This window comes from Pseudomonas palmensis, assembly GCF_049942755.1.
GTDB lineage: Bacteria > Pseudomonadota > Gammaproteobacteria > Pseudomonadales > Pseudomonadaceae > Aquipseudomonas > Aquipseudomonas palmensis.
Genome location: NZ_CP187958.1, coordinates 2256960 through 2276767 on the forward strand (window position 1 = coordinate 2256960; position 19808 = coordinate 2276767).

Below are 19808 nucleotides of genomic sequence, written 5' to 3' on the forward strand. Positions count from 1 at the left end.
TGGAGCTCTCACCAGTCTCGTAGACTTTCGTCACTGCGCGAGGCTGATGAGAGGCCGTAGTCTGAAACTGCCATAGTTCAGATTCCGGGGTGATTACATTTCTGTAAGCTGGGATCAGCAGCTTTCGTGGCCGGCATGCTTGCTGGACTGGGCGGCAACTGGCGCCTGCTCTTTCTTCTCCTGCGCAACTTGGAATGCCTGCATGGAGCTTTGGCGAGCCGCTTCCATCCGCGCAAAGGTCCGGTCCGCGCCGCCCTCTGCCAGGGCGATGCCTGCCATGCCGAAGGTAACGACCATCACAATTGCTTTGACCATGTTCATCTGGAGATCCTCAGTGGGTTCTGCGCCTCATGGCGTCAGGTACAGGGTCAAGTTAGCTTCGCGGTGCTGTCAGAAAACTGATCTCGACATTACTTTTCCGTCAGCTTCTGGTTGGGCGTCTTTTTTCCTGCAAACTGGAGATGCACCCCGCGTGGATGAGAGCAGATGAAATTACTCGTAGCCGAAGATGAGCCAAAAACCGGTGTCTACCTCCAGCAAGGTCTGACAGAAGCTGGCTTCACCGTTGACCGGGTGATGACAGGCACTGACGCCCTGCAACAGGCACAGAGCGAAGCGTATGACTTGCTGATACTCGACGTGATGATGCCGGGGCTCGATGGCTGGGATGTCCTGCGCAAGATCCGTGCGGCGGGTCAGGATGTGCCGGTTCTTTTCTTGACGGCCCGAGACTGCGTAGACGACCGCGTGAAAGGTTTGGAACTGGGCGCTGATGACTACCTGGTGAAGCCCTTTGCGTTCTCGGAGCTGCTGGCTCGGGTTCGCACGTTGTTGCGCAGAGGCAACGGTGGTGCTGCTCAAACCACCATGAAGATGGCAGACCTTGAGGTAGACCTGCTCAAGCGTCGAGCTACGCGAAACGGCAAGCGGATCGACCTTACCGCAAAGGAGTTTTCCCTGCTGGAGCTGCTCATGCGCCGACGCGGCGAGGTGCTCCCCAAGTCGCTGATCGCTTCTCAGGTCTGGGACATGAACTTCGACAGTGACACCAACGTGATTGAGGTAGCGATTCGCCGACTGCGGGCCAAAATAGATGACGACTTCGCGCCAAAGCTCATCCATACCGCCCGAGGCATGGGCTACATGATGGATGTGCCCGAGTGATGCGCCCGCAATCATCGCTCGTCAAGCGACTGACCCTGATGTTCATGTTCGCAGTGACTGCTGTCCTGGTGGTTGCCGGGGTGGCTTTCTACGGGCTCAGCCAGCACCATTTCCGGATGCTGGATGAGCAGGCGCTTTCCGAAAAGCTGGAGTCAACGCGTCATATCCTGTCCATCTCAGCAGCGCGAGGCGGGCTCCACGATCAGGAGCAGCAGCTGCGGGCATTGCTCGGCGCACATCAGGATTTGTCGGCGAAAATCACCAAGGCTGACGGTACGGTCCTGTTTTCAGACCCCAAAGCCTCCCAAATTCCCCAGCGGTTCGAGCAGGCGCACCGGGGTGCGGTCTGGGAATGGCAGGATGAATCGCAGAACTTTCGCGGCATTACCGCCCAGCTGACCATTGCAGGCGAGCCGGAACCGGTGACGGCCGTGCTGATGCTCGATGTCACCACTCACGCCCATTTCTTTGTCACCCTGCAATGGTGGTTCGGAATTGGCCTGGTGATCAGCGCGATTGTAAGCGCAGGCTTGGGTTGGGTCGTGGCCAAGAGTGGGCTTCGGCCTGTTGGGCAAATCACCAAAGTGGCCACCGGGATGTCGGCAAGATCGCTCCGCGAGCGCATTCCCCTGGAGCCCGTGCCGCTAGAGCTTCAGGAGCTCATCCTGTCTTTCAACGGGATGCTGGGACGGTTGGAGGATGCATTCGTTCGGTTGTCCAACTTCTCTGCCGATATCGCTCACGAGTTGAGAACGCCAGTCAGCAACCTTCTGACCCATACTGAAGTGGTGCTCACCAAGAAGCGTGACCTGGATGCCTATGAGGAGAACCTCTATTCGAACCTGGAAGACCTCAAGCGTATGTCGCGCATGATCGACGACATGCTGTTCCTCGCCAAGGCGGATAACGGTCTGATCGTCCCTGAGCAGATTGATGTGGAGCTCTCCGACCTCGTTTCCAAGCTGTTCGAGTACTACCAGTTCCTGGCTGAGGATCAAGGCATCCAGCTGACCCTACACGGGCAGGGTAAGGTTCGTGGCGATCGCCTGATGATTGACCGAGCGCTTTCCAACCTTCTATCCAACGCGTTGCGCTACACCCCGGAAGGTAACGAGATATCAGTGCGAATCGAGCAGACGCCTGAAAGCGTGACGCTTTCCGTGCGTAACAGCGGGGTAATCATCGATTCCCAGCACATTGGCAAGATCTTCGACCGATTCTATCGAGCCGATCCAGCCAGGCGCGAAGGCGGCCCAAGCAATGCAGGCCTGGGTCTGTCGATAACCCGCTCTATCATCGAGGCTCATAGCGGACGAATCTGGTGTACTTCAGCGGAGGGTGTCACAACCTTCTTCATCAGTCTCCCAGCCTCTAAGCGGTGGGTTAGTGCAGCCCCAACCCCTTAATGCTGAACTCATCCCGGTAATCTATACTCGCCCATCATGAATCGGTTCATTCGACTGCTCACCATCCTGATGCTTATCGTGGCGCTTCCGCTTAACGGGATGGCGGGCATCGATTCGGCGACTGAACCTTGCCCAATGCAGACCATGGGCATGGAAATGATGGCGGGTATGGATCATGACTGCTGCCAGGACCAAGACCTGGGCAAGGCCGGCGATCACGCCAAATCCTGCAAGGTCGGCCAGGAGTGCAGGACTGCTAGCACAGTGCAGCTCAGCTTCCTGACGCCTGGGCTGACCTTTGCCAAGCCACGACCTGCCGATACCTACGCGGTAGGCATAGCGACAGGCTCTCCCCCCGATCCATGGCGGCCTCCCCGCGTCTGATTCCCTCTTAATTTCACACCGTCGTTCCGCCTAGCAGCGGGGCGATGGCACGCGCCTGGGCGCTGATCTTTCGAGGAATCATTTTCATGACTCCCCAACGTTTTCAGGGACGGATAACCACGGCCGTCCTGTTCATACTGCTGCCGGCTGTCTCGGCACAGGCTGCAACGCTGTCGCTGGATGAGGCGCTGCAACTGGCTGAACGCAACGCTCCCTCTCTACAGGCCCGCCAGGAGCAGGCATCAGCTGCGCGCAGCGCAGTCATTCCAGCGGGCGAACTACCCGATCCGCGCCTGAATCTCGGGGTACAGAACCTGCCGATTGAAGGCACCGACCGCTGGAGCATGAACAGAGACTTCATGACCATGCAGGTGGTTGGCCTGTCCCAAGAAGTACCGAACCGGGACAAACGCAAAGCTCGCATAGAGACAGCGCAGGCCACGGTCGAGCGAGCCGATGCCGAGGCGCTGTTCGAACGGCTGAAAGTTCGGGCGGCAACCGCACAGGCTTGGGTGGCTGCATACACCGTGCAGCGAAAGCTTGAACAGTTCGACGCCTTCTACAAAGAAAACCAGCTGCTGGCTTCCACGGTGCGGGCCAGCCTGGCCGGAGGCGCAGGCTCAACGGCCGATACGTTGGCTCCCAAACAGGAATTGGCACAGTTGGACGAGCAGAAAGACGTTCTGTTGAGTCAGTCAGCTCAGGCGCGAGCCGCGCTGAAGCGCTGGATTGGGCAGGACGCCGAAGTGGGCGCGCCGACGTTCCCTGTCTGGCCTGTAGATGCAGCTGAATACTTGCACTCCGTCCATGCCCATCCGGAGCTCAATACCTACAACGCCATGACACGCGAGGCTCAAGCCCAGGTACACCAGGCTCAGGCGGAAAAGAAATCGGATTGGTCCTGGGGGGTGGATTATCAGCGCCGTGGTCCGGACTTCAGCAACATGGTCAGCCTGCAAGTCAGCTTCCAGTTGCCGTTGTTCACCAGCTCCCGGCAAGACCCAATGATTGCGGCACGACGCGCACAAGTTCGCCAATTGGAAAATGAGCAGGACGCTGCCCTGCGCGAGCATCAAGCTCAGCTTGAAACAGACCTTGCCGAGTACCAACGCTTGCAACGGGCTGTACGGCGCAGTCGCGAAACACTTTTGCCCCTGGCCGAGGACCGGGTACGCCTCGCTCTGGCGGACTACCGCGCCGGTAATTCGCCGTTGAGTGAAGTGCTGTCGGCACGCCGGCAGCGTGTGGAAGCGCTGCTACAGGATGTGGACCTGCAAGGACAGTTGGCGGCAACAGCAGCGCGTCTGCATTTCGTTTATGGAGAGGTGCGGGCATGAGGAATAGGTCGATTGGTTTGCTCGTGGCTGCTGCCCTTGCTATTGGGATAGGCGCGGGCTTCTGGCTAGGTGGAAGAGGTGCGTATTCCTCATCCCAGCCAGTAGGTGAGGAAAAAAAAGCGCTGTACTGGTATGACCCGATGTATCCCCAGCAGCACTTCCCGGCGCCCGGAAAATCGCCGTTCATGGACATGCCGCTCGTGCCCAAGTATTCGGATGACACGGCTGGCGAGGAGCAGCCTGCGGTTCAGGTCTCGGCTGGGCTCCAGCAAAACCTTGGGATTCGATTGGCGACGGTGACGGCTGGCCGGCTAGAACGGACCCTGAGTGTGAGCGGCGTTCTAACGTTCGACGAACGCGACTTCAGCGTATTGCAGGCCCGGACTGGCGGCTACGTCGAGCGCGTCTATGGTCGAGCGACGGGCGACATCGTTGCCAAAGGGGCTCCTCTAGCCGATGTGCTAACCCCGGAGTGGGCTGGTTTGCAGGAGGAATACCTGGCGCTGCGGCATTCCGGCGACACGCAGCTGACGGCGGCGGCACGACAGCGGCTTGTGCTCGCCGGCATGCCGGCCGACCTGATCAACCGGGTCGCGAGCACTGGGAAGGTGCAGCTCTCGGTCACACTCTCCGCACCCACGGCCGGAGTCATCCAGGTTCTCGATTTGCGACCCGGAATGACGTTGACGCCGGGGGCTACCTTGGCGAGGATCAATGGAGTGGCCAACGTCTGGCTGGAAGCGGCTGTGCCGGAAGCCCAGGCTCAAGGTCTTCGCGAAGGCCAGCCTGTGCGGGCGCAATTGCCAGCGTTCCCAGGCGATCCCATACCGGGCAAGTTGACCGCGTTGCTCGCCGATGCCGATTTGCAGAGCCGCACGTTGCGCCTGCGTATCGAGTTGCCCAACCCGGATGGACGGCTTCGTCCTGGGATGACCGCTCAAGTGGCTCTCCATCCCGGCGAGTCTTCCGAGCAAAGCCTCTTGGTGCCTGCCGAGGCGGTCATCCGCACCGGCAAGCGAGACCTGTTGATGCTGGCTGAAGACGGTGGTCGCTTCCGGCCGGTGGAAGTCGTGTTGGGCCAGGAGAGCAGAGGGAAAGTTGCGGTGTTGCAGGGCCTTCAGCCAGGACAGCGCATCGTCGCGTCCGGGCAATTCCTGTTGGACTCCGACGCTAATTTGAAAGGCATCGAGGCGGCGACGGCGCAGGATAGTCAGCCTAATGCGGGGCCAGCCCTGCATGAAGCGGATGGCCGTGTCGTGCAGATAGACGGCACCCAGCTCACCGTTGCCCACGGTCCTTTCATCACCCTGGGCATGCCAGGGATGACCATGACCTTTCCTGTGGTTGATCAGTCTCTCCTTGATGGCCTCAAGGTCGGTGCGCAGATTCGCTTTGGCATACGCGAACGCGACGAGGGCATGGTAGTTGAGCAGATCAACGTGGTGGAGGGCCAACCATGATTGCCAAACTGATCCGCTGGTCGGTAGGCAACCGTGTGCTGGTGCTCCTCGCCACGCTGTTTCTGGTGGCATGGGGCTTCGTCTCGGTGCGTAGCCTGCCAATCGACGCCTTGCCCGACCTGTCGGACGTGCAGGTGATCATCCGCACGTCCTACCCAGGCCAGGCTCCCCAAATCGTTGAGAATCAGGTGACCTATCCGCTGACCACAACCATGCTCTCGGTTCCGGGGGCCAAAACGGTACGCGGTTTCTCCGCCTTCGGTGACAGCTTCGTCTACGTGCTGTTCGAGGACGGCACCGATCTGTATTGGGCGCGCTCACGGGTGCTTGAGTACCTGAGCCAGGCGCAATCGCGATTACCTGAGGCAGCCAAGCCGGTACTGGGCCCGGATGCCACCGGAGTGGGCTGGATTTATCAGTATGCGTTGGTCGATCGCAACGGCGGCCATGACCTGTCGCAACTGCGCAGCCTGCAGGACTGGTTCCTGCGCTATGAGCTCAAGACCCTGCCGGATGTCGCTGAGGTAGCCACCATCGGCGGTATGGTCAAGCAGTACCAAGTCGTCCTCGATCCGCTGCGCATGGCCAGCCTCGGTATCACCCAGGCTGAGGTGGTTGAGGCTATAGGCAAGGCCAACCAGGAGACCGGTGGCGGTGTACTGGAGCAGGGCGAAGCGGAGTTCATGGTACGTGCGGCCGGCTACCTGCGATCGCTGGATGATTTCAGAGCGATACCGCTGCGACTGGCTACCAAGGGCGTGCCGGTGACATTAGGCGACGTCGCTACGGTGCAGATAGGTCCGGAAGCCCGCAGAGGCATAGGCGAACTGGACGGCCTCGGCGAAGCCGTAGGAGGGGTGGTGATCCTGCGCAGCGGGAAGAATGCTCGTGAGGCCATCGGGCACGTCAAGGCCAAGCTAGAAACCCTGAAGAAAGGCCTGCCAGCCGGGGTGGAGCTTGTCACCGTCTACGACCGCAGCCAGTTGATCGACCGTGCCGTGGAGAACCTCAGTCACAAGCTGATCGAGGAATTCGTAGTAGTGGCGTTGGTATGCGCAGCGTTTCTCTGGCACCTGCGCTCGTCGTTGGTGGCTATCGTGTCGCTTCCCGTGGGAATCTTGATTGCGCTGATTGTCATGCGTCATCAGGGTATCAATGCCAACATCATGTCCCTTGGCGGAATCGCTATTGCCATCGGTGCAATGGTGGACGCTGCCGTGGTCATGATCGAGAACGCCCACAAACGTGTTGAGGCTTGGCATGCCCGGCATCCTGGTCAACCCTTGCGAGGCGAAGCGCATTGGAGGGTAATGACAGAGGCGGCCGTCGAGGTAGGACCGGCACTATTCTTCAGCCTGATGATCATCACGCTATCGTTCATCCCGGTGTTCACGCTGCAAGCCCAGGAAGGGCGTCTCTTCGCACCCCTGGCCTTTACCAAGACCTACGCAATGGCAGCGGCGGCTGCGCTATCGGTGACCCTGATTCCGGTGCTGATGGGGTACTGGATCAGAGGGCCACTGCCTGCGGAACAGCGCAACCCGCTCAACCGGGGCCTCATCCGGCTGTACCGTCCGGCATTAGAGGTCGTCCTGCGCCGGCCTCTGGTTACCCTCGCTGGAGCATTGCTCATCCTGCTCAGCAGTCTGTGGCCCTTGAATCATCTTGGGGGCGAGTTCCTTCCTCCGCTCGATGAAGGTGATCTGCTTTACATGCCTTCAGCCTTGCCTGGACTCTCGGCGCAGAAAGCTTCAGAGCTGTTGCAGCGAACGGATCGTCTGATTCGAACTGTTCCCGAGGTGGCCAGTGTCTTTGGTAAAGCCGGCCGCGCCGAGTCCGCTACCGACCCGGCACCGCTGGAGATGTTCGAGACCATCGTTCGGCTCAAGCCCAAGAGTGAGTGGCGTCCAGGAATGACCACGGAGAAGCTCATCGAGGAGCTTGATCGCACTGTGCGTGTGCCTGGGCTGACCAACATCTGGATCCCGCCCATCCGCAACCGCATCGATATGCTGGCCACCGGTATCAAGAGCCCAATAGGCGTCAAGGTGGCCGGCAGCGACCTAGACCAGATAGACCGGGCTACCCTCGCTGTGGAGCGGGCAGCGAAAAAGGTTCCTGGAGTGACTTCGGCGCTGGCGGAGCGTTTGACTGGTGGCCGCTACATTGATCTGGATATCGATCGCCATGCCGCTGCCCGTTACGGTCTGAACATCACCGACGTACAGGCCCTCGTGGCTGGCGCCATTGGTGGCGAAACCATTGGAGAAACGGTTGAAGGCTTGGCCCGCTATCCCATCAGCGTGCGCTATCCACGCGAATGGCGTGATTCCGTGGAGGCGTTGCGTCAGCTGCCGATCTACACCTCGCAGGGCGGTCAGCTGACGCTCGGCAGCGTGGCCCGCATACGTATCGCTGATGGCCCGCCCATGCTTAAGAGCGAGAATGCTCGCCCCTCGGGTTGGGTGTACATCGATGTGCGCGGCCGGGATCTATCGTCTGTTGTGGCAGACCTTCGTCAGGCGATCATCAGCGAGGTGAAGCTCGATCCAGGCATGAGCTTGAGCTACTCCGGCCAGTTCGAATACCTGGAGCGGGCGAATGCCCGTCTGGCCTGGGTGGTGCCGGCGACGCTGGCCATCATCTTCGTGCTGCTCTACCTGACCTTTGGGCGCCTCGGTGAGGCGTTGCTCATCATGGGCACACTACCGTTCGCGCTGACCGGAGGCGTTTGGCTGCTGTACCTGCTGGGCTACAACCTGTCGGTGGCCACAGGCGTTGGTTTCATTGCCCTGGCCGGCGTAGCGGCGGAGTTCGGAGTGATCATGCTCATCTACCTGAATAACGCTTGGGCTGAGCGTCAAGCCAAAGGCGAAACCACACGAACAGCGCTGCTCGACGCGATCCGTGAGGGCGCGGTGCAACGCATCAGGCCCAAGGCAATGACTGTGGCGGTCATCGTTGCAGGCTTGCTGCCCATCCTCTGGAGCAGCGGTACCGGCAGCGAGGTCATGAGCCGCATCGCGGTTCCCATGGTGGGCGGCATGCTCACCGCCCCCTTGCTTTCCCTTTTTGTAATCCCTGCGGCGTACTGGCTGATCCGTCGCCGCGAACTTGCTGTAACTACCCCCAACCTCTCAGGAGAAATCCAATGAAAAAGCTAATTGTCATCGCAGGCCTGGTCACCGCTTTTGCCACCAGTGTGCATGCCCAGGACATGGATGGTATGGACATGAAGAAAATGCCAGCCTCCGCCGAGGGGGGCCAAGGGAGCCAGGCGGCTCCCACTGCGCATGCTGAGGGGACAATAAAGGCGCTGGATCTTCAAAGCGGGAAAATCACCTTAGCGCACGGCCCGGTAGCAGAGCTCAAATGGCCGGCGATGACCATGGGCTTCCAATCTGAGCCTGCACAGCTGAAGGGCTTGAACGTAGGCGACAAGGTGAAATTTGGGTTCCGCATGGAGGGAAGCTCCGCGAAAATCGTGAGCATCCAGAAGCAGTGATTGAAAAGCCTTGAATGATCGGGCACGCCTTCATACTGAGATGATTCGGACAAGCTTACAGAAATGTAATCAATCTTCAGGAACCCCTCAGGTCGAACGCTACATACCGTCATGAGACGGTGCACTGGCATCACATCGACCCGATACCGGAGATATGATCATGAACAGTAGCTTTGATGAATGCATCTCGGAATGCCTGCGCTGTGCGCTGGCCTGTGAAGGCTGCGCGTCAGCCTGCCTGCAAGAGCAGGACGTAAAAATGATGGCTGACTGCATCAAGTTGGACAGGGATTGCGCAGATATGTGCAGGCTGGCGGCTACCTTGATGGCACGAGAAAGCATGCTCGCCAAGGAATTTTGTGCGTTGTGCGCCAGGATTTGCCGCGCCTGCGGGGAGGAGTGCAGTAAGCACACGGCAGACCACTGTCAGCATTGCGCACAAGCCTGTTTGGCCTGCGCACAATCCTGCGAAGCAATGGCTGCCTAATTAATTTCGACCGACCGTCGTTCTTTTGCAAAGTACTTAGGGAAGACCTCGGTCGGTCGATCACAAGCCCCCTGGCGGCCGATCAGCTGGCGCTACTGGTGATCAGCTGACTTCAAGAATTAACCTGTGCTTCGGTCAGTTTTGACCCCTGCAGTTAATTCCGGCAGTGCGATATTCAAGGATTTTCAGCTCTCCTGTTGAGTCCTCGTAATTCATCTGTGCCGGCATCACGTCGCAGCTGCCGTTGGTCGAAGTCCTGCTGATGACTCTCGCCACGTCCAGCTTCATTCCATAGCGATAATGGATCACCTCAGGTGGCTTTTTTCCATTGGCCGCTGCGTATGCACGCATAGCCTGCTCATTCGCCTGAATCATTTTTCCGTGCAAACGATCAGAACCTCCTTCGGAAAAAGCGGATGAGGAGGCGATTAAGAGAAGTAGGCCGGCGATGCATTTGGCTTTGATCATTTCAATTACTCCATGAAAACATGACTGCAGCCTAAGGCCCGGTAGCTGTCATCCATGTGATCCAGGCATTACATCTTTGTAAGGCTGTGCTGGGTTGACAGCGCTATTCCCTCATAGACAGTTTGCGGGTGCCTAAGGTAAAGCCGACACGGGACAGAGCTTTTCAAACTCTGCGGAGTTGGAAATCACCCTAGGGGCTAGGGATCGCTCTCTGCGCTCATATCCCCGAGCCTCGAATAAATCGGGCGCAATTGTGGTCCGCAGAGGCTTTAAGCCCCGTCGGCTTCGGCTATGCGTTCAAGTGCTCTAAGCAGCAAGGTACCGACCCCGGATCCTCTTTCCCAGGATCCACAACCAGCGAACGAATTAGACGAGCCTGGCCATCCTTCGATGCCCCATATCCCAGTTCCGTTTCTCCACGGTGAAAGGAATAGAACATGCGGTCGTGCTGCAGAAGGTCCGGGGTAGGCAAGCCGGCTGCGGAAAGATACTCATCCAACCCCTGGATCTGATCGGCACCAAGCAATCGGAGAGACATCTCAGGGTGGTTCATCGTGGACTCGATGGGAAGGGAATCAATATCCGGATAAGGGCGCGAACCCTGGATTTTGCCTCCTACTGTGACTCGGTCATCTGGTCAGTGAATTAATATCTGCTTTACCGTATATCTGAATGGTCATATATTCGAGCCTCCAGATATGAGCCGCCCGTGCTGCGTTCCCCAGGAGGTCAAATGCGGGAAACCCTAACCCCCCCCATCGTTTTTAAATGTCTCGCTGACGAAACACGAGCCCGGATGACCTTGCTGATCGCCAGTGAAGGCGAGCTATGCGTATGTGAGTTGACCTGCGCACTCGACCTCAGCCAGCCGAAGATTTCTCGGCATCTTGCTCAATTGCGAGAAGCCGGAATCCTCATGGACCGGCGGCAGGGACAATGGGTGTATTACCGCCTCAATCCGTCCTTGCCAGAATGGGTGCAGATGATGCTCAAGAGTGTTGTCGATGCAAACGCCCAGTGGCTAAGCGCCGATGCTGTGCGCCTTGCTGAAATGGGCGAGCGTCCACAAAGCCCTGCTGCTTGTGCTTGATTTTCACTTCGCTGACTGAGTTGAGCCATGTTCATCGCATTTTTGATTTTTCTCGCAACGATCGTTCTGGTGATCTGGCAGCCAAAGGGTCTGGGGGTGGGCTGGAGCGCTGGTCTAGGGGCGGTCGTGGCGCTACTGGCGGGCGTAGTGAATCTGTCTGATATCCCAGTGGTGTGGCAGATAGTATGGAACGCCACCGCAACGTTTATCGCTGTCATCATCATCAGCCTTTTGCTGGATGAGGCGGGTTTCTTCGAATGGGCAGCGTTGCATGTGGCCCGCTGGGGCAACGGCAGTACCCGCAAGCTGTTCGCTTTCATCATTCTCCTGGGAGCAGCAGTGTCGGCGTTATTCGCCAATGATGGCGCAGCGCTGATCCTGACGCCGATCGTTATCGCCATGCTGCTTGCCCTGCGTTTTTCCCCGGCGGCGACGTTGGCATTTGTCATGGCAGCAGGTTTTATCGCCGATACCGCGAGCCTGCCGCTGGTGGTGTCCAACCTGGTGAACATCGTTTCCGCCGACTACTTTGGCATCGGTTTCAGCGAGTACGCCTCGATCATGGTGCCGGTGAACCTGGTCAGTATCGCCGCCACGCTGGGAATGCTGCTGTGGTTCTTCCGCAAGGACCTGCCGCGAACCTATGAACTCGACCAACTGAAGGCTCCCGAAGCCGCTATCCGCGACAAGGCGACGTTCGTTGCCGGCTGGTGGGTGCTTGCGCTGTTGCTGGTCGGCTTCTTCGCCATCGAGCCGCTGGGCGTTCCGATCAGCGCCATCGCTGCTGCCTGTGCGCTGATCCTCTACCTGATCGCTGCGCATGGGCACGTGATCTCAACCCGCAAGGTGCTCAAGGACGCGCCTTGGCAGGTCGTGGTGTTCTCGCTTGGCATGTACCTGGTGGTCTATGGCCTGCGTAATGCCGGCCTCACCGACTACCTGACGCAGATCCTCAATGTCTTCACCGGCTACGGGGTCTGGGGCGCATCCCTCGGGACGGGGCTGCTCGCCGCTGGCCTGTCGTCGGTCATGAACAACATGCCCACTGTACTGGTAGGAGCTTTGTCGATCCATTCCGCCGAGGCCACTGGCATCGTGCGTGAGGCCATGATCTACGCCAACGTCATCGGCTGTGACCTCGGTCCGAAAATCACCCCAATCGGCAGCCTGGCCACCTTGCTGTGGCTGCACGTGCTGGCCCGCAAAAACATCGTTATCACCTGGGGTTACTACTTCCGCACCGGTATCGTCCTGACGCTGCCGATCCTGCTTGCCACCTTGGCCGCATTGGCCATACGCCTGAGCTTTTGAACCGGAGATATCTGATGAAAGTCTTGTTCATGTGCACCCACAACAGCTGCCGCAGCATCCTGTCCGAGGCGCTGTTCAATCATCTGGCCCCCGAGGGTATGGAAGCTGTGAGCTCGGGTAGCTTCCCAAGCGGCAAGGTCAATGAGCGGGCGCTGAAGACCTTGGAAGCCGCCGGTATCCCCACCGCTGGTCTTTCAAGCAAGGCCTCGGATGTCTTCGAGAGCTCTCCTCCCGACATAGTCGTCACCGTGTGCGATCGAGCTGCCGGCGAAGCCTGCCCGATCTTCTTCGGTCCATCGCTCAAAGCCCACTGGGGCCTGGCCGACCCTTCGGCGGTTACCGGCAGTGAGGCGGAAATCGAACAAGCCTTCCAGACCACACTTGCGAAGATCGATGAGCGCGTGCGCGCTTTCATTGCGCTGCCCTTCTCGCAACTGAGCCAGGACGAACTGAAAGCCGAACTTGCTCGCATCGGCGCGCTGTAGGCCCTGGATCAATGGAGACTGAAATGAACGACCACCTGCCAAATATCCAGCCAGAACTGATCGATCTGCCGTCGCTGGAGCGTCTGGAGCCGAAGGATCCCTCCACGCATAAACCACGCATCCTGCTGCTGTACGGATCGACCCGCGAACGCTCATTCAGCCGCTTGATGGTCCAGGAAGCTGCGCGCCTGCTGGAAGAGTTCGGCGCCGAAACCCGTATCTTCGACCCTTCCGGCCTGCCGCTCCCGGATGACGCTCCGGACTCCCACGAGAAGGTGCTGGAACTCCGCGAGCTGATGCAATGGTCCGAGGGCCAGGTGTGGTGCTCGCCCGAGCGTCACGGTTCTATGAGCGCAGTCTTTAAGGCGCAGATCGACTGGGTACCTTTGGCCATGGGCGCCGTACGTCCGACCCAGGGCAAGACATTAGCGGTGATGCAGGTTTGTGGTGGCTCGCAGTCGTTCAACGTGGTGAACCAATTGCGCGTGCTGGGCCGTTGGATGCGCATGTTCACTATCCCTAACCAGTCGTCGGTTCCAAAAGCCTTCCTGGAGTTCGATGATGCCGGGCGCATGAAACCTTCTTCCTTCTATGACCGGCTGGTTGATGTGATGGAAGAACTGACCAAGTTCACGCTGCTATTGCGCGACCGCCAGGATTACCTGGTGGATCGCTACTCCGAGCGCAAGGAGTCGGCGGAAGAGCTGTCCAAGCGAGTCAATCTGCGGTCCATTTGAGGTCATGAGCATGTCACATCCCTACTCGATGAAATCGCTGCCCCATGCCCCAGGAGCGCTAATTTTCACACCCTGCCCGGGCACCCAGGCCAGCGATCTTGCTGAAAGCCTGAAGACGCTGAAGCAGGCTGGCGCCGTGGCGCTGGTTACCCTGATGTCGGATACAGAGCTTCAGGAAAACGGCGTTGGTGAGCTTGGCGTCGCGGCCAGGCAGTATGGGTTGGAGTGGTACCAGTTGCCGATCGAGGATGATCAGGCTCCTGATCAAACCTTCGAGGCTCGGTTGGGGGAGATTCGCCACCAGTTAGACGATTTGCTCGCTTCCAACAAGGCCCTGGCCATCCACTGCAAGGGCGGCTCCGGTCGCACCGGGCTGTTCGCTGCCCGTCTGCTGATCGAATCCGGAATGCCGCGTCGCGAGGCGATCGCTTGGGTGCAGGAGCTTCGCCCACGGGCGATTCAGAAGCCTGCGCACATCAACTACATCAACCAATTCGGCGAAGACTGAGCGCTCCAGCCAGACAGGAGAGACCATGGCCACCGACGGCGAACTACTCGATGTCATCGTGATTGGCGGCGGGCAGTCCGCGCTTACGGTGGCCTATTTTCTCAAGCGGGCCAAGTTGTCGTTTCTGCTGCTCGACGCCGAAGAGGCTGCGGGCGGGGCGTGGCGCCATGGCTGGGACTCGCTGACGCTATTCTCACCCTCAGCATGGAGCTCGATCGCGGGCTGGCCGATGCCGCTAGTCACCGAAGGTAATCCCGATAGGGATCACGTGGTCAGCTATCTGGAGCAGTACGAGGCGCGCTACGGGTTTCCTATCGTTCGCCCCGTCAGCGTTACGGCGGTGGAGCGAACCGGGCGTGGCCTTCGTGTTCGCTCGAAGGACCGCGACTGGGAAGCCCGTGCCGTCATCAGCGCAACGGGGACTTGGAGCAAACCCTATGTTCCGGTTTATCCGGGGATAGAGCTGTACGGGGGGCAGCAAATTCACTCCGCCCATTATCAGTCACCAGAGGCTTTCCAAGGAAAGCGCGTGCTGGTCGTTGGTGGTGGCAACTCGGGGGCGCAAATCTATGCGGAGCTGTCCGAGGTCGCCGACGCAACGTGGGTAACCACGGAGGAGCCGGCGTTTCTGCCTGATGATGTCGATGGCCGGGTGCTGTTCGAGCGGGCTACCGAGCGCCTCAAGGCTCAACAGGAGGGCCGTGTTATCAACGTACCGGTCGGCGGGCTTGGCGATATAGTCATGGTGCCCCCGGTGGTCCGGGCCCGCGAGCGAGGAGCCCTACGGTCTGTAAGGCCTTTTGTCTCATTCACGCCTGACGGGGTCGTCTGGCCCAATGGTGAGAAAACCCAGGTCGATGCGGTGATCTGGTGTACCGGTTTCCGGCCGGCTCTGGATCACTTGCGGGACTTGGACGTGCTGGATGACAGCGGTAAGGTCGAGGTTGACGGGTCGCGCTCTATTCGCGAGCCGCGCCTCTGGCTGGTCGGATATGGCGACTGGACCGCCCTGGCCTCGGCGACGCTGATCGGCGTCACCCGTACCGCGCGCAGCACCGTAAACGAAGTAGTGGAATACCTGAACAGCTTGGAGCAGCCGGATGCATAGCGGAATCGAGATTCGTATTGCTGGTCCAGAAGACGCTGCAGCCATACAGGCTATCTACGCTCCGATTGTGCTCCACACTGCCATCTCGTTTGAAGAGGTAGCGCCGAGCGCGGAAGAAATGCGCCAGCGTATCGAGACGACGCTTCATACCTATCCATATTTTGTGGCTGTGCAGCAAGGTCGGGTGGTCGGTTATGCCTATGCTAGCCAGCATCGAGCGCGAGCGGCATATCGGTGGGCGGTAGATGTGACCGTCTACGTTGCAGAGGGGCAGCGTCGGAGTGGGATTGGCCGGCAGCTTTATGACGTTCTCCTGCCGGTTCTGAAGCAGCTAGGATATCGTTCTGCATACGCGGGTATTTCTTTACCGAACGAAGGAAGCGTGGGTCTCCATGAGCGACTCGGCTTTCAGCACATCGGTACGTTTTCGCAGGTCGGGTTCAAACTCGGTGCGTGGCATGACGTGGGATATTGGCGGTTTGATTTCGGTGGCGAGGGTTGTCGGCCTGAGGCTCCTACAAGCTTCTTATCCCAAATCCCGATGCCGCGTTAGAACATGAGGTCCATTTTGAAGGGTCCATTTGAGCGGCCGCTGAGCGTTTCGTCACCAGGGCTTGAATCTGAGCTAGCGTGTTGCGAAGACACGTCGGCGGCCTAGAAGACTCGATGGAACCATCAGAGATATGATCCTGCGATCACAACTCGAAGGTGGCCTCTATGCCATACCCCGTAAAGCCATGGGCAGAAATAGCTCAGCATTATCAGCGCGGTACCATCTTGTTGGGCAACGGCGCGAGTATCGCTGTGTCGCAGAGTTTTGCGTACCGCTCACTGCTAGAACATGTCAGGGAAAATGAGCTGCTCCAGAACGACGTGGCGCGTCTGTTCGAGTTTTTTGAGACAGAAGATTTTGAGCTAATTCTGCGGGTCGTCTGGCAAGCATCCAACGTCAACAAATCGTTGGAGATCCCAGATCAGCGTACCCACGAAGCCTACGTGCGCGTCCGGGATTGCCTGATCCAGGCAGTGCGGGATGTTCACCCTGAATATCACCAGATCACCGATCATCTGCCGAACATGTACCGGTATCTGAAGGAGTTCGACACGGTCTTGTCGCTAAACTATGACCTGCTGGTTTACTGGACGGTGGCCTATGGTCTCAACATCCCGGACGGCCATATGTTCAAAGACTGCTTCGTCGATGGCGGGGTATTCGATGACGACTGGCGTCGATTCCGGAAGCTGTACAAGGAGCGAGTGAATACGTTGGTGTTCTACCCCCATGGCAGCTTAGCTTTATGCCGCAACAACATAGAGGAAGAGTTCAAGATCCGCGCATTGGGCGGCGGCTTGCTGGAAGCCATTCTTCAGGAGTGGAAAAACGAGCGTGTGGTACCGCTGTTTGTCAGTGAAGGAACCATGCGTCAGAAGGTAGCTTCGATTCAAAATAGCTACTACCTGTCGACTGTCTATCGAGAGGTGCTTACGGCGCCCCGGAAGACACTGACACTGTTCGGTTGGGGCTTGGGGGAGCACGACAGGCATTTGCTCAAGCGAATGAAGGGGACGGGCATTGAGCGCGTAGCCGTCTCAGTCTTTCGGGGATATCAGCCTTATTGCAACATGGCTTACCAAATCATTCAGGATGACCTGGGGCCAGTTGACGTCGATTTCTTCGACAGTGAGAGCCCGGGCTGCTGGGTTCAACCCGAATAGCGGGCAGGACATCCACTCCTGAAATCTCAGAGGTGGCTGTAAGGCCCGTCATTACTGGGCTAGACAGTTTTTATTCTCTGGCGCATTTGTCCGAGTCAACGGTTTTGGGGGCTCGCGACAGTTTTGCGTTTACTCCGAATCGGGCTGAAGGCCACGGAAACTGGGCCTCTTTGCGACAGTTTTAATTCTCTAAATCCAGCACTCCACACCGCCAAAGAATCCGGGAAGGTTCGCCTTCCCGGATCCTGCTTGCCCCGCACACCCGTGCGGCCGCTGCTCAGGCCATCACAGCGTCGGCCAGCGCCACGCTTCACACCGGAAAAAGCGGGCAGCCGCTTCTGCTGGTTGAACAGCCGCGTTGTGCGCTGAAGGCCGGTGAACTGTCCACCGACAATCAGGGAATCAACTGGGTTTGCCGTTCAACCGCGCCAGCGTTTCATCCAGCTCATCAATCTGCCCCGGCGCTTCGGTCACCACACTGAAGTCGCTTACTTCGACCGCCCCCAACCCATGCCCCAGCAGGTGGAACGAGAACGCCTTGCGCGACTCGTTGTTGTCGAACGTGAACTCCATTTCCAGGGGCTGATCCGGCGTGACCAGCATCTCCTCGGTAGGTAGCCCCACCAGCACCTCCTGCTCGAACTCCTTGGTCTTGAGCACGATATAGGCGTTCTGCTGCGGGTCGGCCGAGCGTACCGTCAGGCGTACCCGGGTGTGCGAGCCCTTGGGCATCTCCAGGTACTGCGCGCCGATCAGGTTGTCGGCCCAGTCATCCTTGATCTGCGGCTGCAGCGGGATCACTGTCGCGCTGCCAAACTGGTAGTGCTGGTTCAGCGGTGAGCCCATCACTGATTGGTCCAGTGCGCTGGCGCGCGCCTGCACCTGGCGTGCCCGCTGGCCACGGAAGCGATCTGTCAGGTTGGCGCGTTCGGCAATGAAGCCGGTACTGGCATACGACCGGCAGCGCTGCTGGAAATCGCATTCGGTGAAGGTGGCATTGCCATCGTGATAGCGCAGCTTGCCGTTGGTGAACGACATGATTTCACGCCCGTTGTCATAGTCGCGCAGCAGCGAACGCCCGCTGAGGGCGTTGGGCACCGGGAAGCCGAAGTAGTCGAGCACCGATGCGGTCAGGTCGACGTGACCGTACACGCCGGATTTCACCTGTGGCAGTTGTGCCTGCTCGGGCGCCAGCATCAGGTTGAAGCCCCACGAAGACGCCAGGCGTACACCGTCGATGCCATGGGATTCGTCCGAGGTGATCACCACCAGGGTGTCCTTGAGTACCCCCTGACGTTCCAACCCCGCCAGAAAGTTATCCACAGCGTCGTCGAGGTAGGCCACTGCCGCCTGCTTGGGCGTGGCGTAGCGTTCGAGGTACTCCGCCGGCGCGGAATAGGGCTGGTGGGTGCCCACGGTCAGCAGGGTGAGCATCCACGGTTCAGGCTGCTTCTGCAGTTGGCCGACATAGTCCAGCGCGCCTTCGAAAAACGCCTTGTCGTCCTTGCCCCACGGGAAGTCCAGGTAGTTGGGGTTCTTGAACCAGTCCAGGCCCAGGGTGGTATCGAAGCCGATGTGCGGCATGATCTTGTCCTTGGCCATGAAGCGCAGCCCGGCACCCTGCAGGTAGTGCGTGCTGAAGCCATGTTCGCGCAATTGCGCCGGCAGGCATTCCTGGTTGCGCTGGTTCTGCGTCAGCATCTCGACCCCCTTGGGGGTACCGTTGTCGAGCTTGTCGTAGTCGCCACACAGCATGGCGTAGAGGCCACGGATGGTCTGGTGGGTATGCAGCACATAGTCGGGGGTGTTCATGCCGCGTTCGGCCCAGGCGCTCAGCTTGGGCATCAGGTGTTCCTGGTAGGCGGGGTTGAGGGTGCGTCGGTTGATGTCCAGGTAAGCCCCCGGGATGCCTTCCAGCGCGACCACCAGCACGTTGCGCGCGCTGCCGGGCGCGTCGAGCAGCGGCTTGCCGCTCAGGTCCAGGCGGGTCAGGCCGGCCATGGCCACGGGTGGGTCGACCACATCGGCCTCCAGCCAGTCTTCGATACGCGCCTGGCTTTCACCCACGCCTACCGCCAGCAATTGATGTGGCAGGTTGAACACCTGCCACTCGTCCGCTTCGGCAGGTTCCCAGGCCTGGGTACCGGCATGCACCAGCAGGCAGGTCACGGGCACCGCCCACAGGTGCCGCGGCAATGGCGCGACGGGTCTGGCCCGGGCCGCCCAGCGGGTCGCAAGCCACAACAGCAGGCCAAGCCCCAGGGCAATGGCGAAGCCAGGGTTGGCCAGGCTGCCACCGGCGGAGTTTTCCATGAACTGCACATCGGTGAGGTAGTGCAGGTCGGCCGGGGTCGGCAATCGGCCTACTGCGGCCACCAGCTCGGCACTGGCCAGGCTCAGCGCTCCCCACGCCAGCACCACGGGCACTGCCAGCCATACCGGACGACGGTACAGCAGAACGACCAGTGCTCCACCGAGGCCCACGTCGGACAGGTACCCCAGCGGATCGGCCCAGCCGTTCGCCACGCGCAGGCATACAGGAACCACCACCAGCAGCCCGAACAGGGCGGCGAGCGAAGCGCGAGGGTGCTGCAACCAGCGATAGATACGTTTCACGGGGGCGTTCGTCATCATGTCGTCAT

18 protein-coding genes are annotated in these 19808 nt (G+C 59.4%); 15 read left to right on the forward strand and 3 right to left on the reverse strand.

What is annotated here, in order from left to right; translation table 11 throughout:
• Positions 1–114: 114 nt before the first annotated feature.
• Complete coding sequence (locus tag ACPRTJ_RS10310; protein ID WP_060519770.1) at positions 115–321, reverse strand: co-regulatory protein PtrA N-terminal domain-containing protein; 207 nt, start codon at positions 319–321, stop codon at positions 115–117.
• A 165-nt stretch (positions 322–486) separates the two neighbouring features.
• Here ACPRTJ_RS10310 and ACPRTJ_RS10315 point away from each other — a divergent pair, with 165 nt between their 5' ends.
• The 7 genes from ACPRTJ_RS10315 to ACPRTJ_RS10345 all read left to right on the forward strand — a co-directional run bounded on the left by ACPRTJ_RS10315 (position 487) and on the right by ACPRTJ_RS10345 (position 9743).
• Entirely contained in the window at positions 487–1164 is a 678-nt protein-coding gene (locus tag ACPRTJ_RS10315; RefSeq protein WP_426428774.1) for a heavy metal response regulator transcription factor, read from the forward strand.
• Positions 1164–2570: a heavy metal sensor histidine kinase gene (locus tag ACPRTJ_RS10320; RefSeq protein ID WP_060519764.1), complete on the forward strand. Its 1407-nt coding sequence runs from the start codon at positions 1164–1166 to the stop codon at positions 2568–2570. Before ACPRTJ_RS10315 ends, ACPRTJ_RS10320 begins: the two co-directional genes overlap by 1 nt.
• A gap of 470 nt (positions 2571–3040) precedes the next feature.
• Entirely contained in the window at positions 3041–4291 is a 1251-nt protein-coding gene (locus tag ACPRTJ_RS10325) for a TolC family protein (RefSeq protein ID WP_060519761.1), read from the forward strand.
• Positions 4288–5751 (forward strand): efflux RND transporter periplasmic adaptor subunit, encoded by a 1464-nt coding sequence (locus ACPRTJ_RS10330; protein WP_101195989.1) that lies wholly within the window; start codon positions 4288–4290, stop codon positions 5749–5751. Before ACPRTJ_RS10325 ends, ACPRTJ_RS10330 begins: the two co-directional genes overlap by 4 nt.
• Positions 5748–8906: an efflux RND transporter permease subunit gene (locus tag ACPRTJ_RS10335; protein ID WP_426428777.1), complete on the forward strand. Its 3159-nt coding sequence runs from the start codon at positions 5748–5750 to the stop codon at positions 8904–8906. Before ACPRTJ_RS10330 ends, ACPRTJ_RS10335 begins: the two co-directional genes overlap by 4 nt.
• Positions 8903–9256 (forward strand): copper-binding protein, encoded by a 354-nt coding sequence (locus tag ACPRTJ_RS10340; protein ID WP_060519755.1) that lies wholly within the window; start codon positions 8903–8905, stop codon positions 9254–9256. The genes ACPRTJ_RS10335 and ACPRTJ_RS10340 overlap by 4 nt, the downstream gene beginning before the upstream one ends.
• A gap of 160 nt (positions 9257–9416) precedes the next feature.
• Entirely contained in the window at positions 9417–9743 is a 327-nt protein-coding gene (locus tag ACPRTJ_RS10345) for a four-helix bundle copper-binding protein (protein ID WP_101195988.1), read from the forward strand.
• A 135-nt stretch (positions 9744–9878) separates the two neighbouring features.
• Here the strand turns inward: ACPRTJ_RS10345 and ACPRTJ_RS10350 are convergent, their stop codons facing one another.
• Positions 9879–10211 (reverse strand): DUF2790 domain-containing protein, encoded by a 333-nt coding sequence (locus ACPRTJ_RS10350; protein ID WP_039614978.1) that lies wholly within the window; start codon positions 10209–10211, stop codon positions 9879–9881.
• Positions 10212–10944: 733 nt separating this feature from the next.
• On the opposite strand from ACPRTJ_RS10350, the gene ACPRTJ_RS10355 reads away from it, so the two are divergent.
• From ACPRTJ_RS10355 to ACPRTJ_RS10390, 8 genes are all read left to right on the forward strand, one after another.
• Positions 10945–11301, forward strand: a complete 357-nt coding sequence (locus tag ACPRTJ_RS10355) for a metalloregulator ArsR/SmtB family transcription factor (RefSeq protein WP_060519748.1) — start codon at positions 10945–10947, stop codon at positions 11299–11301.
• A gap of 27 nt (positions 11302–11328) precedes the next feature.
• Positions 11329–12612 carry an arsenic transporter gene (locus ACPRTJ_RS10360; protein ID WP_060519746.1) on the forward strand — a complete coding sequence of 428 codons (1284 nt, stop codon included), beginning with the start codon at positions 11329–11331 and terminating at the stop codon, positions 12610–12612.
• A gap of 14 nt (positions 12613–12626) precedes the next feature.
• Positions 12627–13097: an arsenate reductase ArsC gene (locus ACPRTJ_RS10365; protein ID WP_031314387.1), complete on the forward strand. Its 471-nt coding sequence runs from the start codon at positions 12627–12629 to the stop codon at positions 13095–13097.
• A gap of 23 nt (positions 13098–13120) precedes the next feature.
• A complete protein-coding gene (arsH, locus tag ACPRTJ_RS10370; RefSeq protein ID WP_060519744.1) occupies positions 13121–13834 on the forward strand; it encodes an arsenical resistance protein ArsH in 714 nt (237 codons plus the stop codon).
• 4 nt (positions 13835–13838) lie between these two features.
• A complete protein-coding gene (locus ACPRTJ_RS10375; RefSeq protein WP_082422063.1) occupies positions 13839–14342 on the forward strand; it encodes a cyclin-dependent kinase inhibitor 3 family protein in 504 nt (167 codons plus the stop codon).
• Positions 14343–14367: 25 nt separating this feature from the next.
• Positions 14368–15450 (forward strand): ArsO family NAD(P)H-dependent flavin-containing monooxygenase, encoded by a 1083-nt coding sequence (locus tag ACPRTJ_RS10380; protein ID WP_101195987.1) that lies wholly within the window; start codon positions 14368–14370, stop codon positions 15448–15450.
• A complete protein-coding gene (locus tag ACPRTJ_RS10385) occupies positions 15443–16003 on the forward strand; it encodes an arsinothricin resistance N-acetyltransferase ArsN1 family B (RefSeq protein WP_060519738.1) in 561 nt (186 codons plus the stop codon). The genes ACPRTJ_RS10380 and ACPRTJ_RS10385 overlap by 8 nt, the downstream gene beginning before the upstream one ends.
• Positions 16004–16167: 164 nt before the next feature.
• Positions 16168–17166 (forward strand): DUF4917 family protein, encoded by a 999-nt coding sequence (locus ACPRTJ_RS10390; RefSeq protein WP_060519736.1) that lies wholly within the window; start codon positions 16168–16170, stop codon positions 17164–17166.
• Positions 17167–17568: 402 nt separating this feature from the next.
• Here the strand turns inward: ACPRTJ_RS10390 and ACPRTJ_RS10395 are convergent, their stop codons facing one another.
• Positions 17569–19782, reverse strand: a complete 2214-nt coding sequence (locus ACPRTJ_RS10395; RefSeq protein ID WP_426428781.1) for an LTA synthase family protein — start codon at positions 19780–19782, stop codon at positions 17569–17571.
• Positions 19783–19808: the final 26 nt, after the last annotated feature.